The 17,868-nt window shown below is 63.5% G+C and carries 12 protein-coding genes; 10 read left to right on the plus strand and 2 right to left on the minus strand.

Going from position 1 to position 17,868, the window contains the following annotated elements; translation table 11 throughout:
- Window positions 1-10 precede the first annotated feature (10 nt).
- The 9 genes from K3555_RS10890 (at window position 11) to mdoH (ending at window position 13,142) form a co-directional block, all read left to right on the plus strand.
- Window positions 11-1,069 (plus strand): YeeE/YedE family protein, encoded by a 1,059-nt coding sequence (locus tag K3555_RS10890; protein ID WP_260005027.1) that lies wholly within the window; start codon window positions 11-13, stop codon window positions 1,067-1,069.
- Between the two features lie 175 nt (window positions 1,070-1,244).
- The gene (locus K3555_RS10895) at window positions 1,245-3,278 is read left to right on the plus strand and encodes a PhoX family phosphatase (protein ID WP_260005029.1); all 2,034 of its coding nucleotides are present in this window, start codon (window positions 1,245-1,247) and stop codon (window positions 3,276-3,278) included.
- A 155-nt stretch (window positions 3,279-3,433) separates the two neighbouring features.
- On the plus strand, window positions 3,434-3,904 hold the full coding sequence (locus K3555_RS10900; RefSeq protein ID WP_260005031.1) for a DUF302 domain-containing protein: 471 nt from the start codon (window positions 3,434-3,436) through the stop codon (window positions 3,902-3,904).
- Window positions 3,905-4,054: 150 nt separating this feature from the next.
- On the plus strand, window positions 4,055-5,668 hold the full coding sequence (locus K3555_RS10905) for a thiamine pyrophosphate-binding protein (protein ID WP_260005032.1): 1,614 nt from the start codon (window positions 4,055-4,057) through the stop codon (window positions 5,666-5,668).
- A complete protein-coding gene (locus tag K3555_RS10910; protein ID WP_409201654.1) occupies window positions 5,652-6,854 on the plus strand; it encodes a CaiB/BaiF CoA transferase family protein in 1,203 nt (400 codons plus the stop codon). The genes K3555_RS10905 and K3555_RS10910 overlap by 17 nt, the downstream gene beginning before the upstream one ends.
- A 260-nt stretch (window positions 6,855-7,114) precedes the next feature.
- Entirely contained in the window at window positions 7,115-8,476 is a 1,362-nt protein-coding gene (locus K3555_RS10915) for a tetratricopeptide repeat protein (protein WP_260005034.1), read from the plus strand.
- A 24-nt stretch (window positions 8,477-8,500) separates the two neighbouring features.
- Window positions 8,501-9,763, plus strand: coding sequence for an OpgC family protein (locus tag K3555_RS10920; RefSeq protein WP_259999434.1), 1,263 nt, complete (start codon window positions 8,501-8,503; stop codon window positions 9,761-9,763).
- Window positions 9,760-11,268, plus strand: coding sequence for a glucan biosynthesis protein (locus tag K3555_RS10925; protein WP_260005035.1), 1,509 nt, complete (start codon window positions 9,760-9,762; stop codon window positions 11,266-11,268). Before K3555_RS10920 ends, K3555_RS10925 begins: the two co-directional genes overlap by 4 nt.
- A complete protein-coding gene (gene mdoH, locus K3555_RS10930; protein ID WP_260005041.1) occupies window positions 11,265-13,142 on the plus strand; it encodes a glucans biosynthesis glucosyltransferase MdoH in 1,878 nt (625 codons plus the stop codon). Before K3555_RS10925 ends, mdoH begins: the two co-directional genes overlap by 4 nt.
- Before the next feature lie 263 nt (window positions 13,143-13,405).
- Here the strand turns inward: mdoH and K3555_RS10935 are convergent, their stop codons facing one another.
- Together K3555_RS10935 and K3555_RS10940 are read right to left on the minus strand one after the other, a co-directional pair.
- Window positions 13,406-14,242 (minus strand): PHB depolymerase family esterase, encoded by an 837-nt coding sequence (locus K3555_RS10935; RefSeq protein WP_260005043.1) that lies wholly within the window; start codon window positions 14,240-14,242, stop codon window positions 13,406-13,408.
- The gene (locus K3555_RS10940; protein WP_260005045.1) at window positions 14,242-14,718 is read right to left on the minus strand and encodes a rhodanese-like domain-containing protein; all 477 of its coding nucleotides are present in this window, start codon (window positions 14,716-14,718) and stop codon (window positions 14,242-14,244) included. Before K3555_RS10940 ends, K3555_RS10935 begins: the two co-directional genes overlap by 1 nt.
- Before the next feature lie 288 nt (window positions 14,719-15,006).
- Here K3555_RS10940 and K3555_RS10945 point away from each other — a divergent pair, with 288 nt between their 5' ends.
- The gene (locus tag K3555_RS10945) at window positions 15,007-17,868 is read left to right on the plus strand and encodes a monovalent cation/H+ antiporter subunit A (RefSeq protein ID WP_260005047.1); all 2,862 of its coding nucleotides are present in this window, start codon (window positions 15,007-15,009) and stop codon (window positions 17,866-17,868) included.

A 17,868-nucleotide genomic window follows, 5' to 3' on the forward strand; every position in this document is an offset into this window, starting at 1 on the left:
AAATCCCCGCATGTTTGAATTCCTGACAGAACACCAGCTGGCCGCCTGCATCGGGCTGCTGGGCGGTGTGCTGCTGGGTCTTGCCGCACGGCTGGGACGGTTTTGCACCCTGGGTGCAATCGAAGACCTGCTCTATGGCGGCTCCTCCCTGCGGATGCGGATGTGGGGCATTGCTATCGGCGTGGCGGTCACGTCCAGCTTTGCGCTGATCGGCCTCGGGCTGGTCGATGCCGGCCAGTCCTTTTACCTCTCGATCCGCTGGATGCCCGCCGCGTCAATTATCGGCGGGCTGATGTTCGGCTACGGCATGGCCCTCAGCGGCAACTGCGGCTACGGCGCCATCGCCCGTCTGGGCGGCGGCGACCTGCGCAGCTTTGTGATCGTGCTGGTGATGGGGGTCTCCACCTATGTCGTGCTGGCAGGCCCCCTCGCCCCGTTGCGCAACCTGTTTTTCACACAGCAGGACGTCACCACCGAAATCCCGCCGGGACTGGCCCATTACGCCGCCGCCTGGAGCGGCCTGCCGGTTGCCGCGGTCGGTATCGCTGCCGGCCTGCTGATCCTGTTGGCCACGCTTGCCAATGCGGAACTGCGCGCCGACAGGCAAGCGCTGTTCTGGTCTGCCGTGGTTGGACTGGCCGTCACCTCCGGCTGGGCCGGCACGACCTATGTCAACGCCGAGGGGTTCGACGCGCTGCCGGTTGTCTCGCATTCCTTTTCCGCTCCCTTGGGGGAGACGATCCTTTGGACCATGACCGGCAGTCTGCGCCCGCTGTCCTTTGCCGTCGGCTCCATTGCCGGCGTCTGGACCGGCGCCTTCGCCGGTTCGCTGATCAAGGGTCATTTCCGCTGGGAGGCTTGCGACGACCCGCGCGAGCTGCGCCGACAGATTATCGGCGCCGCCATCATGGGTGCCGGTGCTGTGATCGCCATGGGCTGCACCGTCGGTCAAGGCCTCAGCGCATTCTCCCTTCTGGCGGTCTCGGCGCCCGTCACCATGCTGGCAATCTTTGCAGGTGCCGCAATCGGCCTGCGCCAGCTGATCGAAGGCTTCCGCCCGGCAGAATAAGCCGCTGCCCCCGCCGGGACTGGCGGGCAATTGCAGTCCGCTCCGCCGAATGTGATAGTTCGATTAACCCGCATCAACCTTTATGCAGCTGTTACACACCCGCCCATGATGATCCCGGTCCGTGTTTGGCCCTGCTGGCCGGCCGGCACCGATGGATGAGATTTTGGAGCCCGCCATGGACCGCAAGCAGATCATCGAAGACCCGCAAACCGGCAACAAGGGGGAAGCCTTTGAAGCCTTTGATGATATTCCCGCCAATCCGAACCTGACCCGCACCATCGGCGAAGTAATCGCCAGCCGTTATGGCCGCCGGGACATGCTGAAAGGCCTGCTGGGGGTCTCAGCCTCCACCGCCCTGTTCGGCGCCTCAGCCCTCACCGCGCCGCGCCAGGCTGATGCTGCCGGCACTGCTGCAAGCAGCCGCTATGCCTTTGACGAATTGGCCTGGGGCAACGACGGGACCCACCACGTGGCCAAAGGCTATGACGCAGATATCCTGCTGCGCTGGGGCGACCCGATCACGGCAGATGCGCCGGATTTCGACGTGTTGAACCAGACGGCCCAGGCCCAGTTGCAGCAGTTCGGCTACAACAACGACTATGTCGGCTTTACCCCGCTGAATACCGAAGGCACCCGCGGGCTGCTGTGCGTGAACCACGAATACACCAATGAAGAGGTGATGTTCCCCGCCCTTGGCCGCCAGGACAAAGCAGACTTTGCCGGCATGACACGCGCGCTGGTGGATATCGAAATGGCCGCACACGGCGGCTCGGTGGTCGAGATTACCCGCGGTACGGACGGCAAATGGGCGGTGGTCCGGGATGGCAGCATGAACCGCCGCATCTCGCCGCTGAACACGGTGATGACCATCGACGGACCCGCTGCGGGCCATGCACGGATGCAAACCAGCGCGGATCCCAGCGGGGCGCAGGTCATCGGCACATTGAACAATTGCGCCGGCGGCATGACCCCCTGGGGCACCTGGCTGATGGCCGAGGAAAACTTCCACGGCTATTTCTGGACGGACAGGCTGGACGCAGACGGCAAGCCGGACCTGTCGGATCAGCCTGAAGCGGCGCAGATGAAACGTTACGGCGTGCCGGGCCGCTGGTACGCCTGGGGCAAGTACCACGACCGCTTCAACATCGACAGGGACCCCAATGAGGCCAACCGTTTCGGCTGGATTGTTGAGGTCGATCCGCGCAATCCGGAGGCTGCACCGGTGAAGCACACCGCGCTTGGCCGCTTCCGCCATGAAGGCGCTGAAACCACCACCTCCACGGACGGGCATCTTGTGGTCTACATGGGCGATGATGCACGGTTTGATTATCAGTACAAGTATGTCTCCAAGGGCGTTGTGTCGGACGACCCGGCGGCCAATGCAATGCTGCTCAGCGACGGCACGCTGTATGCGGCGCGGTTTGACCCGGACGGCAGTGTTCACTGGCTGCCGCTGGTCCATGGCGAGGGCCCTTTGACGGCTGAAAACGGCTTTGCCAGCCAGGCTGACGTTCTGATCGATGCACGGCTGGCGGCGGATGCGCTGGGGGCCACGCCAATGGACCGCCCCGAGGATGCAGCCCCCCGCGGCGACGGCACTGCCTATATCATGCTGACCAACAACGCCCGCCGGAAGGCAGGCGAGACGGACGCAGCCAACCCGCGGGCAAAGTCGCGCTTCGGTCATATCATCGAAATCAAGGAAGACGGCGGCGACCATACAGCGACCCGCGGCAACTGGTCGATCCTGGTGAAATGCGGCGATCCGGGCATTGCCGCCGTCGGGGCCGAATGGAATCCGGAAACCTCTGACAACGGCTGGTTCGCTTCCCCCGACAACTGCGCCTTTGACGCCGATGGCCGCCTGTGGGTCGCGACCGATCAGGGCAGCAAATGGGGAAAGACCGGCAAATCGGACGGGCTGTACGGGGTTGAGACCGAAGGGAGCCTGCGCGGTCACTCCAAACTGTTCTTCCGCTGCCCGGCCGGCGGCGAGCTGTGCGGCCCCTGTTTTGCACCGGACGGCGAGACACTGTTTCTGGCAGTGCAGCATCCCGGCACCGACGGCACCAAGGCGCTGGCGGGGTTTGCGCGCGCATCGACTTTTGAAGACCCGGCTACCCGCTGGCCGGATTTCGACCCTCAAATGCCGCCGCGCCCCTCAGTGGTGGTGGTCACAAAACAGGGCGGCGGCAGAATCGCAGGATGATACCCGGACAGCTGTTATCAAGCGGAGCGCGCCCCAAACGGGGCACGCGCAGGTTTTTGCCCTAACGGGCGGATTGCCGCCTGATGCACGCAATTGTGAGCAACCAGCCCGCCCGCGTGATTTAAAAAACCCGGTAAAGCCATTGGAGGGTCCCCATGTTTTTCCAACGCCTGACTGCCGCGCTCATTCTGGCAGCCTCTGCCGCATCCGCCGGTAACATTGCTGCACGCAACGGCTGGGCAGTGTATGAGACGTCAAAGCCCTATGAGCAGCTGATCAAGGACGTCAAAGCCGCCGCCAAGGCCGAAGGCATGGGAGTGGTGACCCAGGCAGGCCCCACCAAGGCCGCTGCCGCCCGCGGCATCACCATCCCTGGGAACCGGGTGATCGGGTTGTTCAACAATGATTTCGCGGTGAAAATCCTGGCGCTGTCCACCGCCGCAATGATCGAAGCCCCCGTGCGCATCTATGTCACCGAGGAAGCCAACGGCAGTGCCACCCTCGCCTACAAGCTGCCCTCCCATGTCTTTGCACCCTACACCGATGAGGGCGGTGCAGCGCTGAAAGCTCTGGCAGGCCAGCTTGATAATCGCTTTGCGCAGATCGCTGAAAAGGCTCAGCAATAGCCCCTTCCGCTTCTTTCTGGTTTAAAATACCCGAAAGCGCATGAAATGCGCCGATTTCCGCTGCAACACGTCTCACACTGGCGTGAGAGGGCTTGCACGCGGGCACATCCTCGGCAATCTGACGGCAAATCAACGGATTGGACCGACAAGATGACAGAGATCCTGCGCACAGCTGACGTTCTGGCCCGGCGCCTGTATGAAGCGGGCTGCCGCCACGCCTTTGGCATGCCCGGCGGCGAGGTGCTGACGCTGGTGGATGCGCTGACACGCGCGGGCATCACGTTCCACCTGGCCAAGCATGAAAACTGCGCCGGTTTCATCGGCGAAGGGGTGCATCACGCTGACGGTGCACCGGTCATTCTGGTTGCCACCCTCGGCCCCGGTGCGCTGAACGGCATCAATGTGGTGGCCAATGCGCATCAGGACAGGGTGCCGATGCTGGTGCTGACCGGCTGCGTCGACGCAGCAGAGGAGCAGAGTTACACCCATCAGGTGCTTGACCATCGCGCAGTGTTCACCCCGATCACAAAAGCAACGTTCCGTTTAGATGCCGAAGCTGCCGATCTGATCGCCGACAAGGCTGTTGCCATCGCAACCGAGGCTCGAAACGGCCCGGTGCATATTGATGTGCCGATCTCAGTGGCCGATGCGGCGGCCAGAGATCGCGGCCACCGCCGCGCGCCTGCAAGTGCGGCTGTGCCAAGCGGTGAAGCGCTGGCGCAGGCGCACTCCTGGCTGGAAGCGGCAGAACGCCCGCTGGCGGTGATCGGCCTTGACGCTTTGCAGGAAAATGCCGGTTCTGCCCTCCGCGCCTTTGTGGAAAAACACCGGATACCGTTCATTACCAGTTACAAGGCCAAGGGGATCATTCCTGAAAACCATCCGCTCTGCCTTGGCGGCGCAGGCCTGTCGCCGCTGGCAGACACACATCTGTTGCCGCTGGTGCAGGAGGCCGATCTGGTCCTCTCCATCGGCTATGACCCGATTGAAATGCGCCCCGGCTGGCGCAATGCCTGGGACGTGAAACGCCAGAACGTGATCGACATCGCGCCTGTGGCCAACACCCATTACATGCACCAGGCCGGGCTGAACTTCCTGACCGCCATTGCGCCGACGCTAGAGGCCCTATCCGATGGCACCGTACCGCGCGAAACCTGGACGAACGGCCGCCCTGCCGCTGTAAAAACAGCCCTGGCCGCGGCCTTTCCCCGCGACGACGCATGGGGTCCGGCGGGCGTTATCGCCGAATGCCGCGCTACCTTGCCGCCGGAAACCCTTGCCACAGCCGACAGCGGTGCGCACCGGATCCTGCTGAGTCAGATGTGGCCATGCCATGAGCCGCGCGGGCTGATCCAGTCATCGGCGCTGTGCACCATGGGCTGTGCGGTGCCGATGGCAATCGGGCGCAAGCTGGCGCAGCCGGACCACCCCGTGGTCAGCTTCTCAGGCGATGCCGGTTTTCTGATGGTGGCGGGCGAGCTTTCCACCGCGGCGGAACTGGGCCTGGCGCCGATCTTTGTGGTCTTTGCCGATGCCAGCCTTGCGCTGATCGAACTCAAGCAGCGCCAGCGCCAGCTCGCCAACGGCGGGGTTGATTTTGCGGCGCATGACTTCGCTGCGATGGGCCGGGCCTTTGGCGGCAACGGGGTGACAGTAACCAGCCGCGCGGAACTGCGCGCCGCCCTGCAGGACGCGATGCAAGCAGACACATTCACCGTCATCTCGGCAGTGATCGACCGCGGAGGCTATGATGGCCGGATCTGATCTTCTTCCCCACGGCGCCCTCAAAGGGGTCAAGGTTCTGGATCTTTCCCGCATTCTGGCGGGCCCCACCTGCACTCAACTCCTGGGCGACCTCGGCGCTACGGTGATCAAGGTGGAGAACCCCAAGACCGGCGGCGATGACACCCGCCAATGGGGTCCGCCCTATGTGACCGATGCGGACGGAAGCCGATCCGATCTCTCGGCCTATTTCATGGCCGCCAACCGCAACAAACGCTCAGTTGCCATTGATATTGCTGCAGAAGACGGACAGCAGGCCATCCGCCGCCTGGCGGCAGAGGCCGATATCCTGATCGAGAATTTCAAACCCGGCGGGCTGGCAAAATACGGGCTGGATTACACCAGCCTCAAGGATGATTTTCCGGGCCTGATCTACTGTTCAATCTCCGGCTACGGCCAGACCGGCCCCAACAGCCACAAACCGGGCTACGACATCATGGCGCAGGGGTTTGGCGGCATCATGTCGCTGACCGGCGAACCTGACGGCCAGCCGATGAAAGCCGGTGTTGGCATCGCAGACGTCATGTGCGGCATGTATGCCTGTATCGGCATCCTGTCGGCCCTGCACCACCGCGAAAAAACCGGCGAAGGCCAGCAGATCGACCTCGCCCTGGTCGATGCGCAGATCGCTTGGCTGATCAACGAGGGCACCGCCTATCTGAACACCGCGCAAATCCCCAAGCGCCGCGGAAATGAGCATCCCAGTATTATGCCTTATGGCGTCTATAAAACCTCGGACGGGCATGTGATCCTGGCGGTGGGCAACGACAGCCAGTTCCAACGCTTTATGGAATTCCTGAAACTGGAAGGCCTGGCAGAAGACCCGCGCTTTGCCACCAACCCGGCCCGGCTGCAGAACCGCGACGCGCTGAACGGGGTCCTGATCCCGTCGGTGCAGCGGTTCACCACGGAAGAGGTGCTGGCAGCGATGGAGGCCCGCAAGGTTCCCGCAGGACCGGTGCAGGATCTGCAGACGCTGTTTGCCACCGATCAGGTCGCGGCCCGCAATATGGCCATCAGCATGGACAGCGCGGCCGGCCCGGTCAAACTGCTGGGCAACCCGCTGAATTTCTCCCGCACGCCTGTAACATACCGGCACGCCCCCCCCGTTTGCGGTGAAGGGACAGAGGAGATTCTGGACGCCAGCGACCCCTTTGGGCCAAGCTAAGCACCGCCTTTCGCGGCGGCTTTCCGCCAAGTGTTACACTTTCCGGCAAATCACCGCCAAATCGGCGGTCATTTCGCCGCTCCTTAACCCTTTCGCTTGCAAAAATTTCCCCGGAAATCCTACACATCCGGCGAATTTGACTGTCAGGCACACACAGGCCATCACCAAACCGCGAGCGGGGTTCGCCCGGACCGATCCGATGAACTACTCTTTCATCAGGACACGGAACCCGCGCTTATTTTGAGAAAGATTGGACTCCTATGATGCATGATATTTTCGGCCAAGACAGCAGCCTGACCGATGCAGCGGCGCTGCGGGATTGGAATGCCGTGCAGATGGGCGTTCTGGCACATGCCGCAGTAACCGCCGATCACTTGGGCGCGGTGCTGAAATCGGCGCCGGAGTTTGCCCTGGCCCATGCGATCAAAGGATTGTCCCTGTTGATGCTGGGCCGCCGGGAGCTGCTTCCCACAGCGCAGGAAGCCCTGCGCGATGCCAAAGCGCAGTACGAAGGTGCCCTGCCGCGGGAACGCAAATATGTGGATGCGCTGGAAAACTGGCTGGCCGGCCGCCCCAGTCAGGCCATCCGCCGGATGGAAGAGGTGCTGGACATCTTCCCGCAGGACACCCTGGCAATGAAGCTCAGCCATGGCATCCGCTTTATCCTTGGCGATCCTGATGGCATGCGGGCATCCGTTGAACGGGTGATGCCGGCCTATGCGCCCGACCACGCGGGCCGCGGTTTTCTGTTGGGCTGCCACTCCTTTGCGCTGGAGGAAACCGGCGAGTTTGAACGCGCGGCCAATGCCGGCCGTCAGGCGCTGTGGATGGCGCCGGATGATGCCTGGGGCCTGCATGCGGTGGCGCATGTGCATGACATGACCGGCAATGCCAAATCAGGGCTGGACTGGCTGCACGGCCGCGAAGAGGCCTGGGCGCACTGCAACAATTTCCGCTATCACGTCTGGTGGCACAAGGCGCTGATGCATCTGGACCTGGGCCAGATGGACGAAGCCCTTGCGCTGTATGACACCGAGGTGCGCAAGGACAAAACCGACGACTACCGCGACATCTCCAACGCGACGTCGTTGCTGGTGCGGCTGGAACTGGAAGGCGTCGATGCAGGCAGCCGCTGGGAAGAGCTGTCGGACCTCTGCGCCAACCGGACCGAGGACGGCAGCCTGATTTTCGCCGACCTGCATTACCTGCTGGCCCTCACCGGCCACCGCAAGGAAGACGCCCGCAAGCTGGTTCAGCGCATTCATGCCGACGCCAAACAAGGAGGGTCCGAAGCCTGCGCCCGCATGGGTGATCCCGGCTGCGCAGCCGCCGATGGGCTGGAAGCCTTTGGCGACGGCAATTACAAATCCGCCTTCAGCCATCTTGCGTCCGCCCGCGGCAGCATGCAGCTGGCCGGCGGCAGCCACGCGCAACGCGATGTTTTTGAACGCATTACCATAGACGCGGGAATCCGCTCAGGCCAGCTTGACGCGGTCGAGGCAATCCTGGATGACCGCCGTGCCAAGCGCGGCGGCGCCGAGGACAATTACGCGCTTGCCCGCCGCACCCTGATCGCCGAAGGCCGGAACTCTCCCGGTGCTGCAAGCGTTCCTGCCGAATAAGACTTTCAAGGACCAAAAACACAAATGTCCAGCGTTGCGCCCTTCCCCGGGCCTCAAAACGATCCCGGCGTTGCCAACCGCGCAGCCCCCCCGCCGCAAGCGGCACAGCCGCGTGTGCGCGACCCGCGGCTCGACTTCTACCGTGGCATTGCCATGTTCATCATCCTGGCCGCCCATATCCCGGGCAACCGCTGGACCGGCTGGATTCCGGCCCGTTTCGGGTTCTCGGACGCAACCGAGATCTTTGTGTTTTGCTCCGGCATGGCCTCGGCCATTGCCTTTGGCGGCTCTTTTGCCAAGCAGGGCTGGTGGCTGGGCACCGCCCGCGTCGCATTCCGCTGCTGGCAGGTATTCTGGGCGCATATCGGCCTGTTTGTTTTCATTGCCGTCTCCATGGCTGCCATCGACCTCTATGGCGGGTTCGAGAAGAGCTATGTGAACTCTCTGAATCTCGGCCATTTCTTCAAGGATCCGATGACCCAGCTGGTGGGGCTGTTCACCCTGACCTATGTGCCGAATTACTTTGACATCCTGCCGATGTACCTGGTGGTGCTGATGCTGATGCCGCTGATGATGGGTCTGGAAAAAATCGGCCTTTGGGCTGTGGCCGCTGTATCGGTGCTGATCTGGCTGACCGCCAACCCCTATATGATCGGTCTGGGTCCCGACGGTGTGTCACTGCCGGCGGAACCCTGGTCGGAACGCGAATGGTTCTTTAACCCGTTCGGCTGGCAGCTGCTGTTTTTCACCGGCTTTGCCTTTATGAAAGGCTGGCTGCCGAAGCCGCCGGTGTCCAAAGTGCTGGTCGTGCTGGCCGCCGCATTCCTAATCCTGTCGGCGCCTTATGGATCGTGGAAAGTCTTCACCTGGGTCAAGGCCGCCAGCCCCGAGCTGGCCGACCTGATCAAGCCGGGCCGCGATGCCATCGGCGAATGGCGCGAAAAAACAGACTTCGGCCTGCTGCGCTATGCCCATTTTCTGGCGCTGGCCTATCTTGGCTGGGTCGCAGCAGGCGAAGGCGGCAAACGGCTGATCGCCTCCGGCAGTTCCGCCGCAGCGCGGATCTGGGCGGTTCTGCTGCAGGTCATCACCAAAGTCGGCCAGCAGTCGCTTGCGGTGTTTGTATTCTCAATGGCTCTGGCACGTTTCATCGGCTTTGCGCTTGACCAGACCGACCGCGCGGTTATGACCACGGCATTCGCCAATCTGTTTGGTTTTTTCCTAATCATTGGTTGCGCTTACGGCGCTGCCTGGTTCAAGTCCCAGCCATGGAGAGCCAAGAAATGAGCTCTTTCACCCGCCGTTCTTTTTTGGCCGCCGCACTTGGCAGCACCGCGCTTGCCGCATTGCCGTCTGTGGCACGCGAGGCCATGCCCTTTACCCGCAATGTTGTTGTGGCCAAGGCCCGCGCGCTGGCCGCCAAACCCTTTGCCGAACGCCCGATGGTGCCGCAGGATTGGCTGGACCAGTCATATGACGACTATAAATCGCGCTGGTTCCGCACCAAGGACGCGCTGTGGGCGGGGACCGACCGCAGCTATAACGTCGATTTCTTCCTGCCCGGCCTTTATTTCCCGCGCGCCGTTCAGGTGAACACGGTGGCGGACGGCATGGCTGAGCGGATCGGCTTTGACCTGTCGCTGTTCGACAAGAACGACAAGGCGCCGGATCTGACGACCGAGGGCGACCTGGGCTATTCCGGCCTGCGCCTGCGCACCGATCTGGATCACCCGGACAAAAAGACAGAATTCTGCGTATTCCAGGGCGCCAGCTATTTCCGTGCCATCGGCACCGGCAACGCCTATGGGCTGTCGGCCCGCGGCCTGGCACTGAAAACTGCCGATCCCGAGGGTGAGGAATTCCCCGAATTCATCGAGTTCTGGCTGGAGGCCCCTGCCCCCGGCCAACGCTCGATGGTGGTGCATGCGCTGATGGATTCGCCCTCTGTCACCGGCGCCTACCGGTTCACCATCACCCCCGGCAGCAGCGCCGTGATGGATGTGGAGGCGACGCTGTTCGCCCGCGAGGAGTTAAGCCACGCAGGCCTTGCGCCGCTCACCTCAATGTTCCTGTTCGACGCCACCAACCGCAACCGTTTCGACGATTTCCGCCCCGCAGTGCATGACAGCGACGGCCTCTTGGTGCTGAACGGCAATGGCGAGACCCTGTGGCGGCCGCTTGCCAATCCGACCCGTCTGCAGGTCTCGTCCTTTGTCGATGAAAACCCGCAGGGCTTTGGTCTGATGCAGCGCCCGCGCAGACTGTCGGAATTCAACGACCTGGAAGCCTTTTATCACAACCGCCCCTGCCTGTGGGTCGAACCCAAGGAAGACTGGGGCAAAGGCGCCGTCACCCTGGTTGAGATCCCGGCCGACAAGGAAATCTACGACAATATCGTCGCCTACTGGCGCCCGCGTGACCCCTATGCCGCCGGATCTGAGGTGAACCTGAATTACCGCCTCACCTGGGGCGAAGAGCCGGTGCTGTCGATGTCGCGGGTGATCGACACCGCCGAGGGTGCGCGGATCTTTGGCGGGCCGGGCCGGATCATGACCATTGATTTCGATGCCCACCCGCTTTTTGACGGCGGGCCGGACACTCTTGACGTCCACATCCACTCTCCCCATGTGGCGACCAGCGAAGGCGTGCTGCAGCACAACCCCGAAACCGGCGGTCTGCGGCTGGCCTTCTATTTTGACCCCGGTGAGCGGGATCACGTTGAACTTCGCGCCCAGCTCAGGAAAGACGGCGATGCCGCTTCCGAGGTCTGGCTTTACAGGTGGACCGCATGACTGCATGTGATCTGATGCCCCCGGAACAGCCCCTGGCGATGCCGGAACAGGATTTCAGCAAGGACTTCCACGATGCAGACGCGCCCGGCGATGCCGCGCCGCGGCAGGTGGCGTTGTGGCGGCTGCTGGCGTTTTCGCCGGCGATGCTGGCGACCGGTGTCTTGACCTGGGTAATGCGGGGCTGGTTCACCGCTGACGGGTTCTCAGTGCTGGAGCTGGTGCTGCTGGCGCTGATCGCCTTCAACTTCTTCTGGATCGCCTTTACCGTCTCGACCGTGCTCCTGGGTCTCTATGGCCTCTCGCGCCGGGAAAAGACCGTGGCCCGCGGCGCGGCGCGCCCGATGAAGGTGGCGCTCTTGATGCCGGTCTATAACGAGGTGCCCTGGTACGTGCTGGGCAACGCCCAGACCATGCTGCAGGAACTTCACGGACGCGGCGGCCAGCACGAATACGCGATGTTCATCCTCTCGGACACACGCAACGACGCCATCGCCGCACAGGAGCGCGCCAGTGTCGAGGCGCTACGCAGCATGCTGCCAGAAGGCACTGCGCTGTATTACCGCCGCCGGGCCGACAATGAGGGGCGCAAGGTCGGCAATATCTCTGACTGGGTGCGCCGCTGGGGCGCGGATTACGAGGCGATGCTGGTGCTGGACGCCGACAGCCTGATGACCGGCCGCGCCATTGCCCGGCTGGCCGATGCGCTGGCCCGCGATCCCAGCGCCGGCCTGATCCAAAGCTACCCGCAGCTGATCGGCGCGCAGTCAGTCTTTGGCCGCATGCAGCAGTTCGCCAACGGCGTCTATGGCCTCGCCCTGGCCGAAGGGCTGGCTCGCTGGGCAGGTCACGAGGGCAACTATTGGGGCCACAACGCGATCATCCGCACCCGCGCCTTTGCCGCTTGTGCCGGCTTGCCGCTGCTGCGCTCGCGCTTTGGCGGTGGTGACAAGCTGATCATGAGCCATGATTTTGTCGAGGCGGGCTTGTTGCGCCGCGCGGGCTGGTCGGTGCGCTTCCTGCCCCGCATCCGCGGATCATACGAGGAAACCCCAGCCACCCTGATCGACCACATCCTGCGCGACCGGCGCTGGTGCCAGGGCAACCTGCAACACCTGAACCTGCTGCACGCCAAAGGTTTCCGCGCCATCTCCCGCTTTCACCTGTTTGCCGGCGCGATCGGCTATCTGATGGCACCGGTGTGGTTTGCGCTGCTGGTGCTCTGGGCCGTCATCGGCCGCAGCGATGAGGCGTCTGTGATCAGCTACTTCAGCGAGGCCAACCCGTTCCGCCCCAGCTGGCCGGATATGTCGGAACCCAAACACGTGCTGGTGATCATCCTGATTTACGCGATGCTGCTGGCGCCCAAGATGCTGGCCGCAATGGCGCTGCCGCTGACCGGCAGCCGGTTCTCGGAATACGGCGGGCCGGTGCATTTCGCGCTGTCCTTTGTCTCCGAAGTGCTGCTGGCAATCCTCTATGCGCCGATCCTGATGGTGCAGCAGATGATCGCGGTGTTCCGTACTGCCTTGGGGCTGCAGCGCGGCTGGGAACCGCAGGCCCGCGACGGCGGCAGCTATTCATTGCGCTCGCTGATCACCTGCCACGCGCTGGAAACCGTCAGCGGATTGGCGCTCTGGGCCGGGATCCTTAGCGGCACCGTATCGCTGTGGCTGGTGCCGATTGCGCTCTCGCTGGTGCTGGCAGTGCCGCTGTCGGCACTGTCCGGGGTGAAGACCGTGAACCGCATCCGCAACTGGATGGCCACGCGCGAGGAATTCACTGAACCCCAGATCACCCGTGCCGCCCGCGTTGCGCGGGCTGACCTGAAGGCCCTGCTGGAAGGCAGCACCGCCCGCAGCACCCCGGCGGAATAAGCCCGCACGTCAGCGGGGAACTCCCGCGGCCGCAGGATCCCCGGCTGCGCCGGGACACCCTTGGCGGTCTTGGGCCAAGCGCCGCGCTAACGCGCGGCGCGGTTGCGCAAATACCCGCCGCTACCCTCAAAAATACCGGCCTCGCGGTGGCATGCAACAGCAGCGCGCCCACAGGGCGCGCTGCCTGGCCCAACGCTTTGATGGAAATCTTTGATTTCTGTCAAAGGGGCGGGAGTGCTCCGCTCGTTGCAGCCCCCCCAAGGTCAGCGCACCGCCGGTTCATCCTCGAACCAGTCTGCCATCCAGCCCGCCCAGCCCTTGGGCACCGTATGGCCGCCGTCAAACAACACCAGCTCGATTTCTGCCCCCGCCCCGCAATCCCAGTGGCGGCGCAACAAGCCGCCCTCGCCCCAGGCATTGGACGGCGCGTGCGACGCGCAGCCATTCGCCTCGCGCCAAACCTCAAGCCCGGCAAAGACATCGCCCTGCTCCCAGCGTCCGCCACCAAGGATACGCCCCTCCAGCGGCACCACTTCGTCACTCCAGCCATGCACCTGCAACAGACGCACCGGCCCCTCGCAGGTCTCAGGCTGCGGCCGCCAGAACGCACCGGACACCGGCGCATAAGCTGCAAAGGCCGCCGGGTCGCTGCAGGCCAGGTAATGCACCATGAAGGCGCCGGCTGAGAACCCCGCGAGAACCGTCTGCGCAGAGGATGTGCCAAACCGGTCCGAGGCATCCGTCAGCACCGAGGCAAAAAACGCCCCCTCATCCCGGCCTTCGGTAAACGGCCCGAAGCCCCAGGACTGCGGACCGCTGCCGCCGCGCTTGCGCCCTTCCGGGGCAATCACCGCATAACCGCGCTCGGTCAGCCCTTCGGACAGCGCCTTGTTACGCATCACCTGCGCGCCGCTGCCGCCGTAGCCATGCAAAAACATCACCACCGGCGGCGGCGTGTTCGCATCAGCGGGCAGCGCGATGTGATAGGCGCCATCCGCAACCTCACACGCGCCGGCCTCTGAACCGCATCCCGCAACAGCCGCGCCGCTCGACACCGCAGACAGCAGCGCTGCGGCTGCGCCTGTTTTCCAAGGCTGCATCATCCCTCCCATCGGGCCACCGGCAGGTTGGCGGCAATCCAGCCTGGTCCTGCACCGGACCCCAGCATGCCTTCGGGCACGTCAATCACATTGCTGAAACCCGCCTGCGCCAGGGCCAGCGTCAGCCGGGCCGACCGCACGCCGCGCGCGCAGATCAGCGCCACAGGCAAAGCCGGGTCCGGCCCAGCCGCGGTTTGCAAGGCTGCGATAAAGTCGTCGCGGCGCATGTCGATCTGATGGCTGCCCACCGGCACCCCCGAGGCGCGCCATTCCTGCGGCGTGCGGATATCCACCAGGGTAATCTCCCCGGCCTGCGCGTGGGCAAAGGCCTCGGCCACGGTCAGCCGCGGGTGATCATGATCGGGGGGCTGCCTGCGCTGCCACCAGATCCCCGCACCAGCCGCCGCTGCAATACCGCCGAGCAGCGCCAGCCGGCGGGACACTCCGCGTTTACCTGTGTTTTCCTGTGCCGCCATCCCGCCGCTTTCCTTTCAATCCGACCGCCCGCTGACTGCCCGGCCCCGGGCCCTTGCTCCAAGACCTAGCAGGCCATGAGGCCGCAATCACCAGAAACAGGCCAATACCGCCGGTCAAGTTCTTGTTATTGGACGGGCACTGCCCAATTATGGCCCTAACGAGCGTAAGATTCCCGTCTCTGGCTGCGTCATTATTACCGCATCCAGGTCGGCGGGGGTGGTTCTGGGCAAGAAAATTGCTTAGCACTGGTCGAAAAACGACGCGCCAACCCGACAGGAGACCTGCACGTGTCCCTATTCCTGATTGCGGCCCTGCCCTTTCTCGGAGCCGTCTTCCCAGCGCTGTTGATCCGCGCGGGGCGCAATGCGGCAGCCTCAGCCGCCGGGCTTACCACCCTGCTCGCCTTCATCGGGCTGATGCTGCATATCCCGGCCGTGTTCCGCGGTGAAACCATTCATGCCTCTGCGAGCTGGCTGCCTGCCCTGGGCCTGAATGCCAATTTCTTCCTCGACGGGCTGGGCTTCCTGTTTGCAGCAATGATCCTGGGGATCGGCCTGCTGATCATCCTTTACGCCCGGTTCTACCTGTCGCGCGAAGACCCGATGGGCCAGTTCTACAGCTATCTCCTGTTGTTCCAAGGCGCCATGGTCGGCATCGTTCTCTCTGACAACATCCTGCTTTTACTGGTGTTCTGGGAACTGACCTCGCTCAGCTCCTTCCTGCTGATCGGCTATTGGAAACACCTGCCCGAAGGCCGCCAGGGCGCGCGGATGGCACTGGCAGTCACCGGCTCCGGCGGGCTGGCGATGATCGCAGGCATGCTGATCCTGGGCCATATCGCCGGCTCTTATGACCTGAGCGTCATTCTGCAGAACAAGGACGCCATTCAAGCCTCGCCGTTGTATCTGCCCGCGTTGATCCTGATCCTGCTGGGGGCCTTCACGAAGTCGGCGCAGTTCCCGTTCCATTTCTGGCTGCCGCACGCGATGGCCGCGCCCACGCCCGTTTCGGCCTATCTGCACTCTGCCACCATGGTAAAGGCCGGGCTGTTCCTGATGGCCCGCATGTGGCCCGTCCTCGCCGGTACGCCCGAGTGGTTCTATATCGTTGCCACCACCGGCCTTGTCACCATGCTGCTTGGCGCGGTGATTGCGCTGTTCAAGGACGACCTCAAGGCGCTGCTAGCGTTCTCCACTGTCAGCCACCTTGGGCTGATCACCATGCTGCTGGGCTTTGGCACCAAGATTGCCGCGGTGGCGGCTATTTTCCACATCATCAACCACGCCACCTTCAAGGCCGCACTGTTCATGACCGCGGGCATTGTCGATCACGAGGCCGGCACCCGCGACATCAAACGCCTTGGCGGATTGCGGCATCTGATGCCGGTCACCTTTACCATTGGCATGGTCGCGGCGCTGTCGATGGCCGGGATCCCGCCGTTGAACGGCTTCCTGTCCAAGGAGATGATGCTGGAGGAAGCCGCCCATACCGTCTGGAACGGCTCGCATCTGGTGATCCCAGCGCTGGCCTCCGTGGCGGCGCTGTTCTCAGCCGCCTATTCCTTCCGCTTCATCGCGCATGTCTTCTTTGGCCCCAAGCGTGACGACTACCCCGGCCATCCGCATGACCCCAGCTCCGGCATGTGGATGGGACCGGCCTTCCTGGTGGTACTTGTGGTGCTGATCGGCTTTGCTTCGGCCAAGATCGCAGGCCCGATGGTCGCCACTGCCGCAAGTGCCGTGATCGGCGGCGAGAAACTGCCCTATTACTCGCTCAAACTGTGGCACGGGCTGACCCCGGCGCTGTATATGTCGCTGTTTGCCGTTCTGGGCGGCGCGGTGCTGCTGGCGCTGCATAAGCCGCTGGAGCGGATCTGGAACGCCCTGCCCCGTCCCGAAGCCAAGGTCATTTTCGACGCCCTGATCGACGCCTTTACCCGCCTGGGCCAAGGGGTGACCGAAGGCCTGCACAATGGCAACCTGACCCGCTATGCGGCAGTTATGGTCACCTTTACCGTTGCCATCGCCTATTACGCCTATCAGGGCGGCACTCTGGGCGCGGCGACGCGCGAACTGCAAAAGCCGGGCCTGCTGCCCGTGCTCGGCTGGTTTGCCCTTGTGGTGGCGACGCTGTTCATCGTCGCCAAACATCGCAACCGCCTGTTGTCGCTGGTGCTGATCGGCGTTGTGGGGCTGGTGGTGTCAATGTCGTTCAACTACCTCTCGGCGCCTGATCTGGCGCTGACCCAGATCTCGGTCGAGGTGGTGACGATCATCCTGATGCTGCTGGCGCTGAACTTCATGCCCAAGGAAACCCCGGTTGAAACTCCGGCCCTGACCCGCATCCGCGATGGCGCGATTTCAGTGATCGCAGGACTGGGTGCCGGCGGGCTGATCTATGCGCTTTTGATGCGCGATTTTGCCTTCCCGACCATTTCGGACTTCCACCTTGCCAATTCCTACAAGGGCGGCGGCGGCACCAATGTGGTGAACGTGATCCTGGTCGATTTCCGCGGCTATGACACCTTCGGCGAGATCATCGTGCTGGGCATCGCCGCCATGGTGATCTTTGCCCTGACCGAGGCGGTTTTGAACAGCCGCGTCCGCGCCCATCTTCTGAACCGCAAACCCGACCTGCCGCAGGCCGGCGACGCGCATCCGCTGATGATGGTGGTGGCAACGCGGGTGATGATGCCGCTGGCGCTGATGGTGGCGGCCTATATCTTCTTCCGCGGCCACAACCTGCCGGGCGGCGGCTTTATCGCCGGGCTGATCGCGGCGATTGCGATCATCATGCAATATATGGCCTCCGGCTTTGCCTGGGCGACCGAGCGCCAGCGCTACCCCTACCACGCCATCATCGGCTCCGGCGTGCTGATTGCCGCCGCCACCGGCATGGGCGCCTGGTTCAACGGCATGCCCTTCCTGACCAGCGATTTCGGCTACCTGCACTGGCCGCCGCTGGAGGAATTCGAATGGGCCACCGCCGCCCTGTTCGACCTTGGCGTCTTCCTGGCAGTTGTCGGCGCGGTGCTGCTGGCGCTGGAAAGCCTGTCGCGCTTTGCCTGGCAGCCAGGGATAAGCACCGAGCACGCGATGGACATCAACCCGGCACGCGACGAAGCGGCCAAGACCGGGACGGAGGGATAG

The organism is Leisingera sp. M527, from assembly GCF_025141525.1.
GTDB lineage: Bacteria > Pseudomonadota > Alphaproteobacteria > Rhodobacterales > Rhodobacteraceae > Leisingera.

Bases quoted from the DNA above. Each gene is read 5' to 3' on its own strand.
- K3555_RS10890 (WP_260005027.1), top strand. From the start codon at position 11: ATGTTTGAATTCCTGACAGAACACCAGCTGGCCGCCTGCATCGGGCTG.
- K3555_RS10895 (WP_260005029.1), top strand. From the start codon at position 1,245: ATGGACCGCAAGCAGATCATCGAAGACCCGCAAACCGGCAACAAGGGG.
- K3555_RS10900 (WP_260005031.1), top strand. From the start codon at position 3,434: ATGTTTTTCCAACGCCTGACTGCCGCGCTCATTCTGGCAGCCTCTGCC.
- K3555_RS10905 (WP_260005032.1), top strand. From the start codon at position 4,055: ATGACAGAGATCCTGCGCACAGCTGACGTTCTGGCCCGGCGCCTGTAT.
- K3555_RS10910 (WP_409201654.1), top strand. From the start codon at position 5,652: ATGATGGCCGGATCTGATCTTCTTCCCCACGGCGCCCTCAAAGGGGTC.
- K3555_RS10915 (WP_260005034.1), top strand. From the start codon at position 7,115: ATGATGCATGATATTTTCGGCCAAGACAGCAGCCTGACCGATGCAGCG.
- K3555_RS10920 (WP_259999434.1), top strand. From the start codon at position 8,501: ATGTCCAGCGTTGCGCCCTTCCCCGGGCCTCAAAACGATCCCGGCGTT.
- K3555_RS10925 (WP_260005035.1), top strand. From the start codon at position 9,760: ATGAGCTCTTTCACCCGCCGTTCTTTTTTGGCCGCCGCACTTGGCAGC.
- mdoH (WP_260005041.1), top strand. From the start codon at position 11,265: ATGACTGCATGTGATCTGATGCCCCCGGAACAGCCCCTGGCGATGCCG.
- K3555_RS10935 (WP_260005043.1), bottom strand. From the start codon at position 14,242: ATGCAGCCTTGGAAAACAGGCGCAGCCGCAGCGCTGCTGTCTGCGGTG.
- K3555_RS10940 (WP_260005045.1), bottom strand. From the start codon at position 14,718: ATGGCGGCACAGGAAAACACAGGTAAACGCGGAGTGTCCCGCCGGCTG.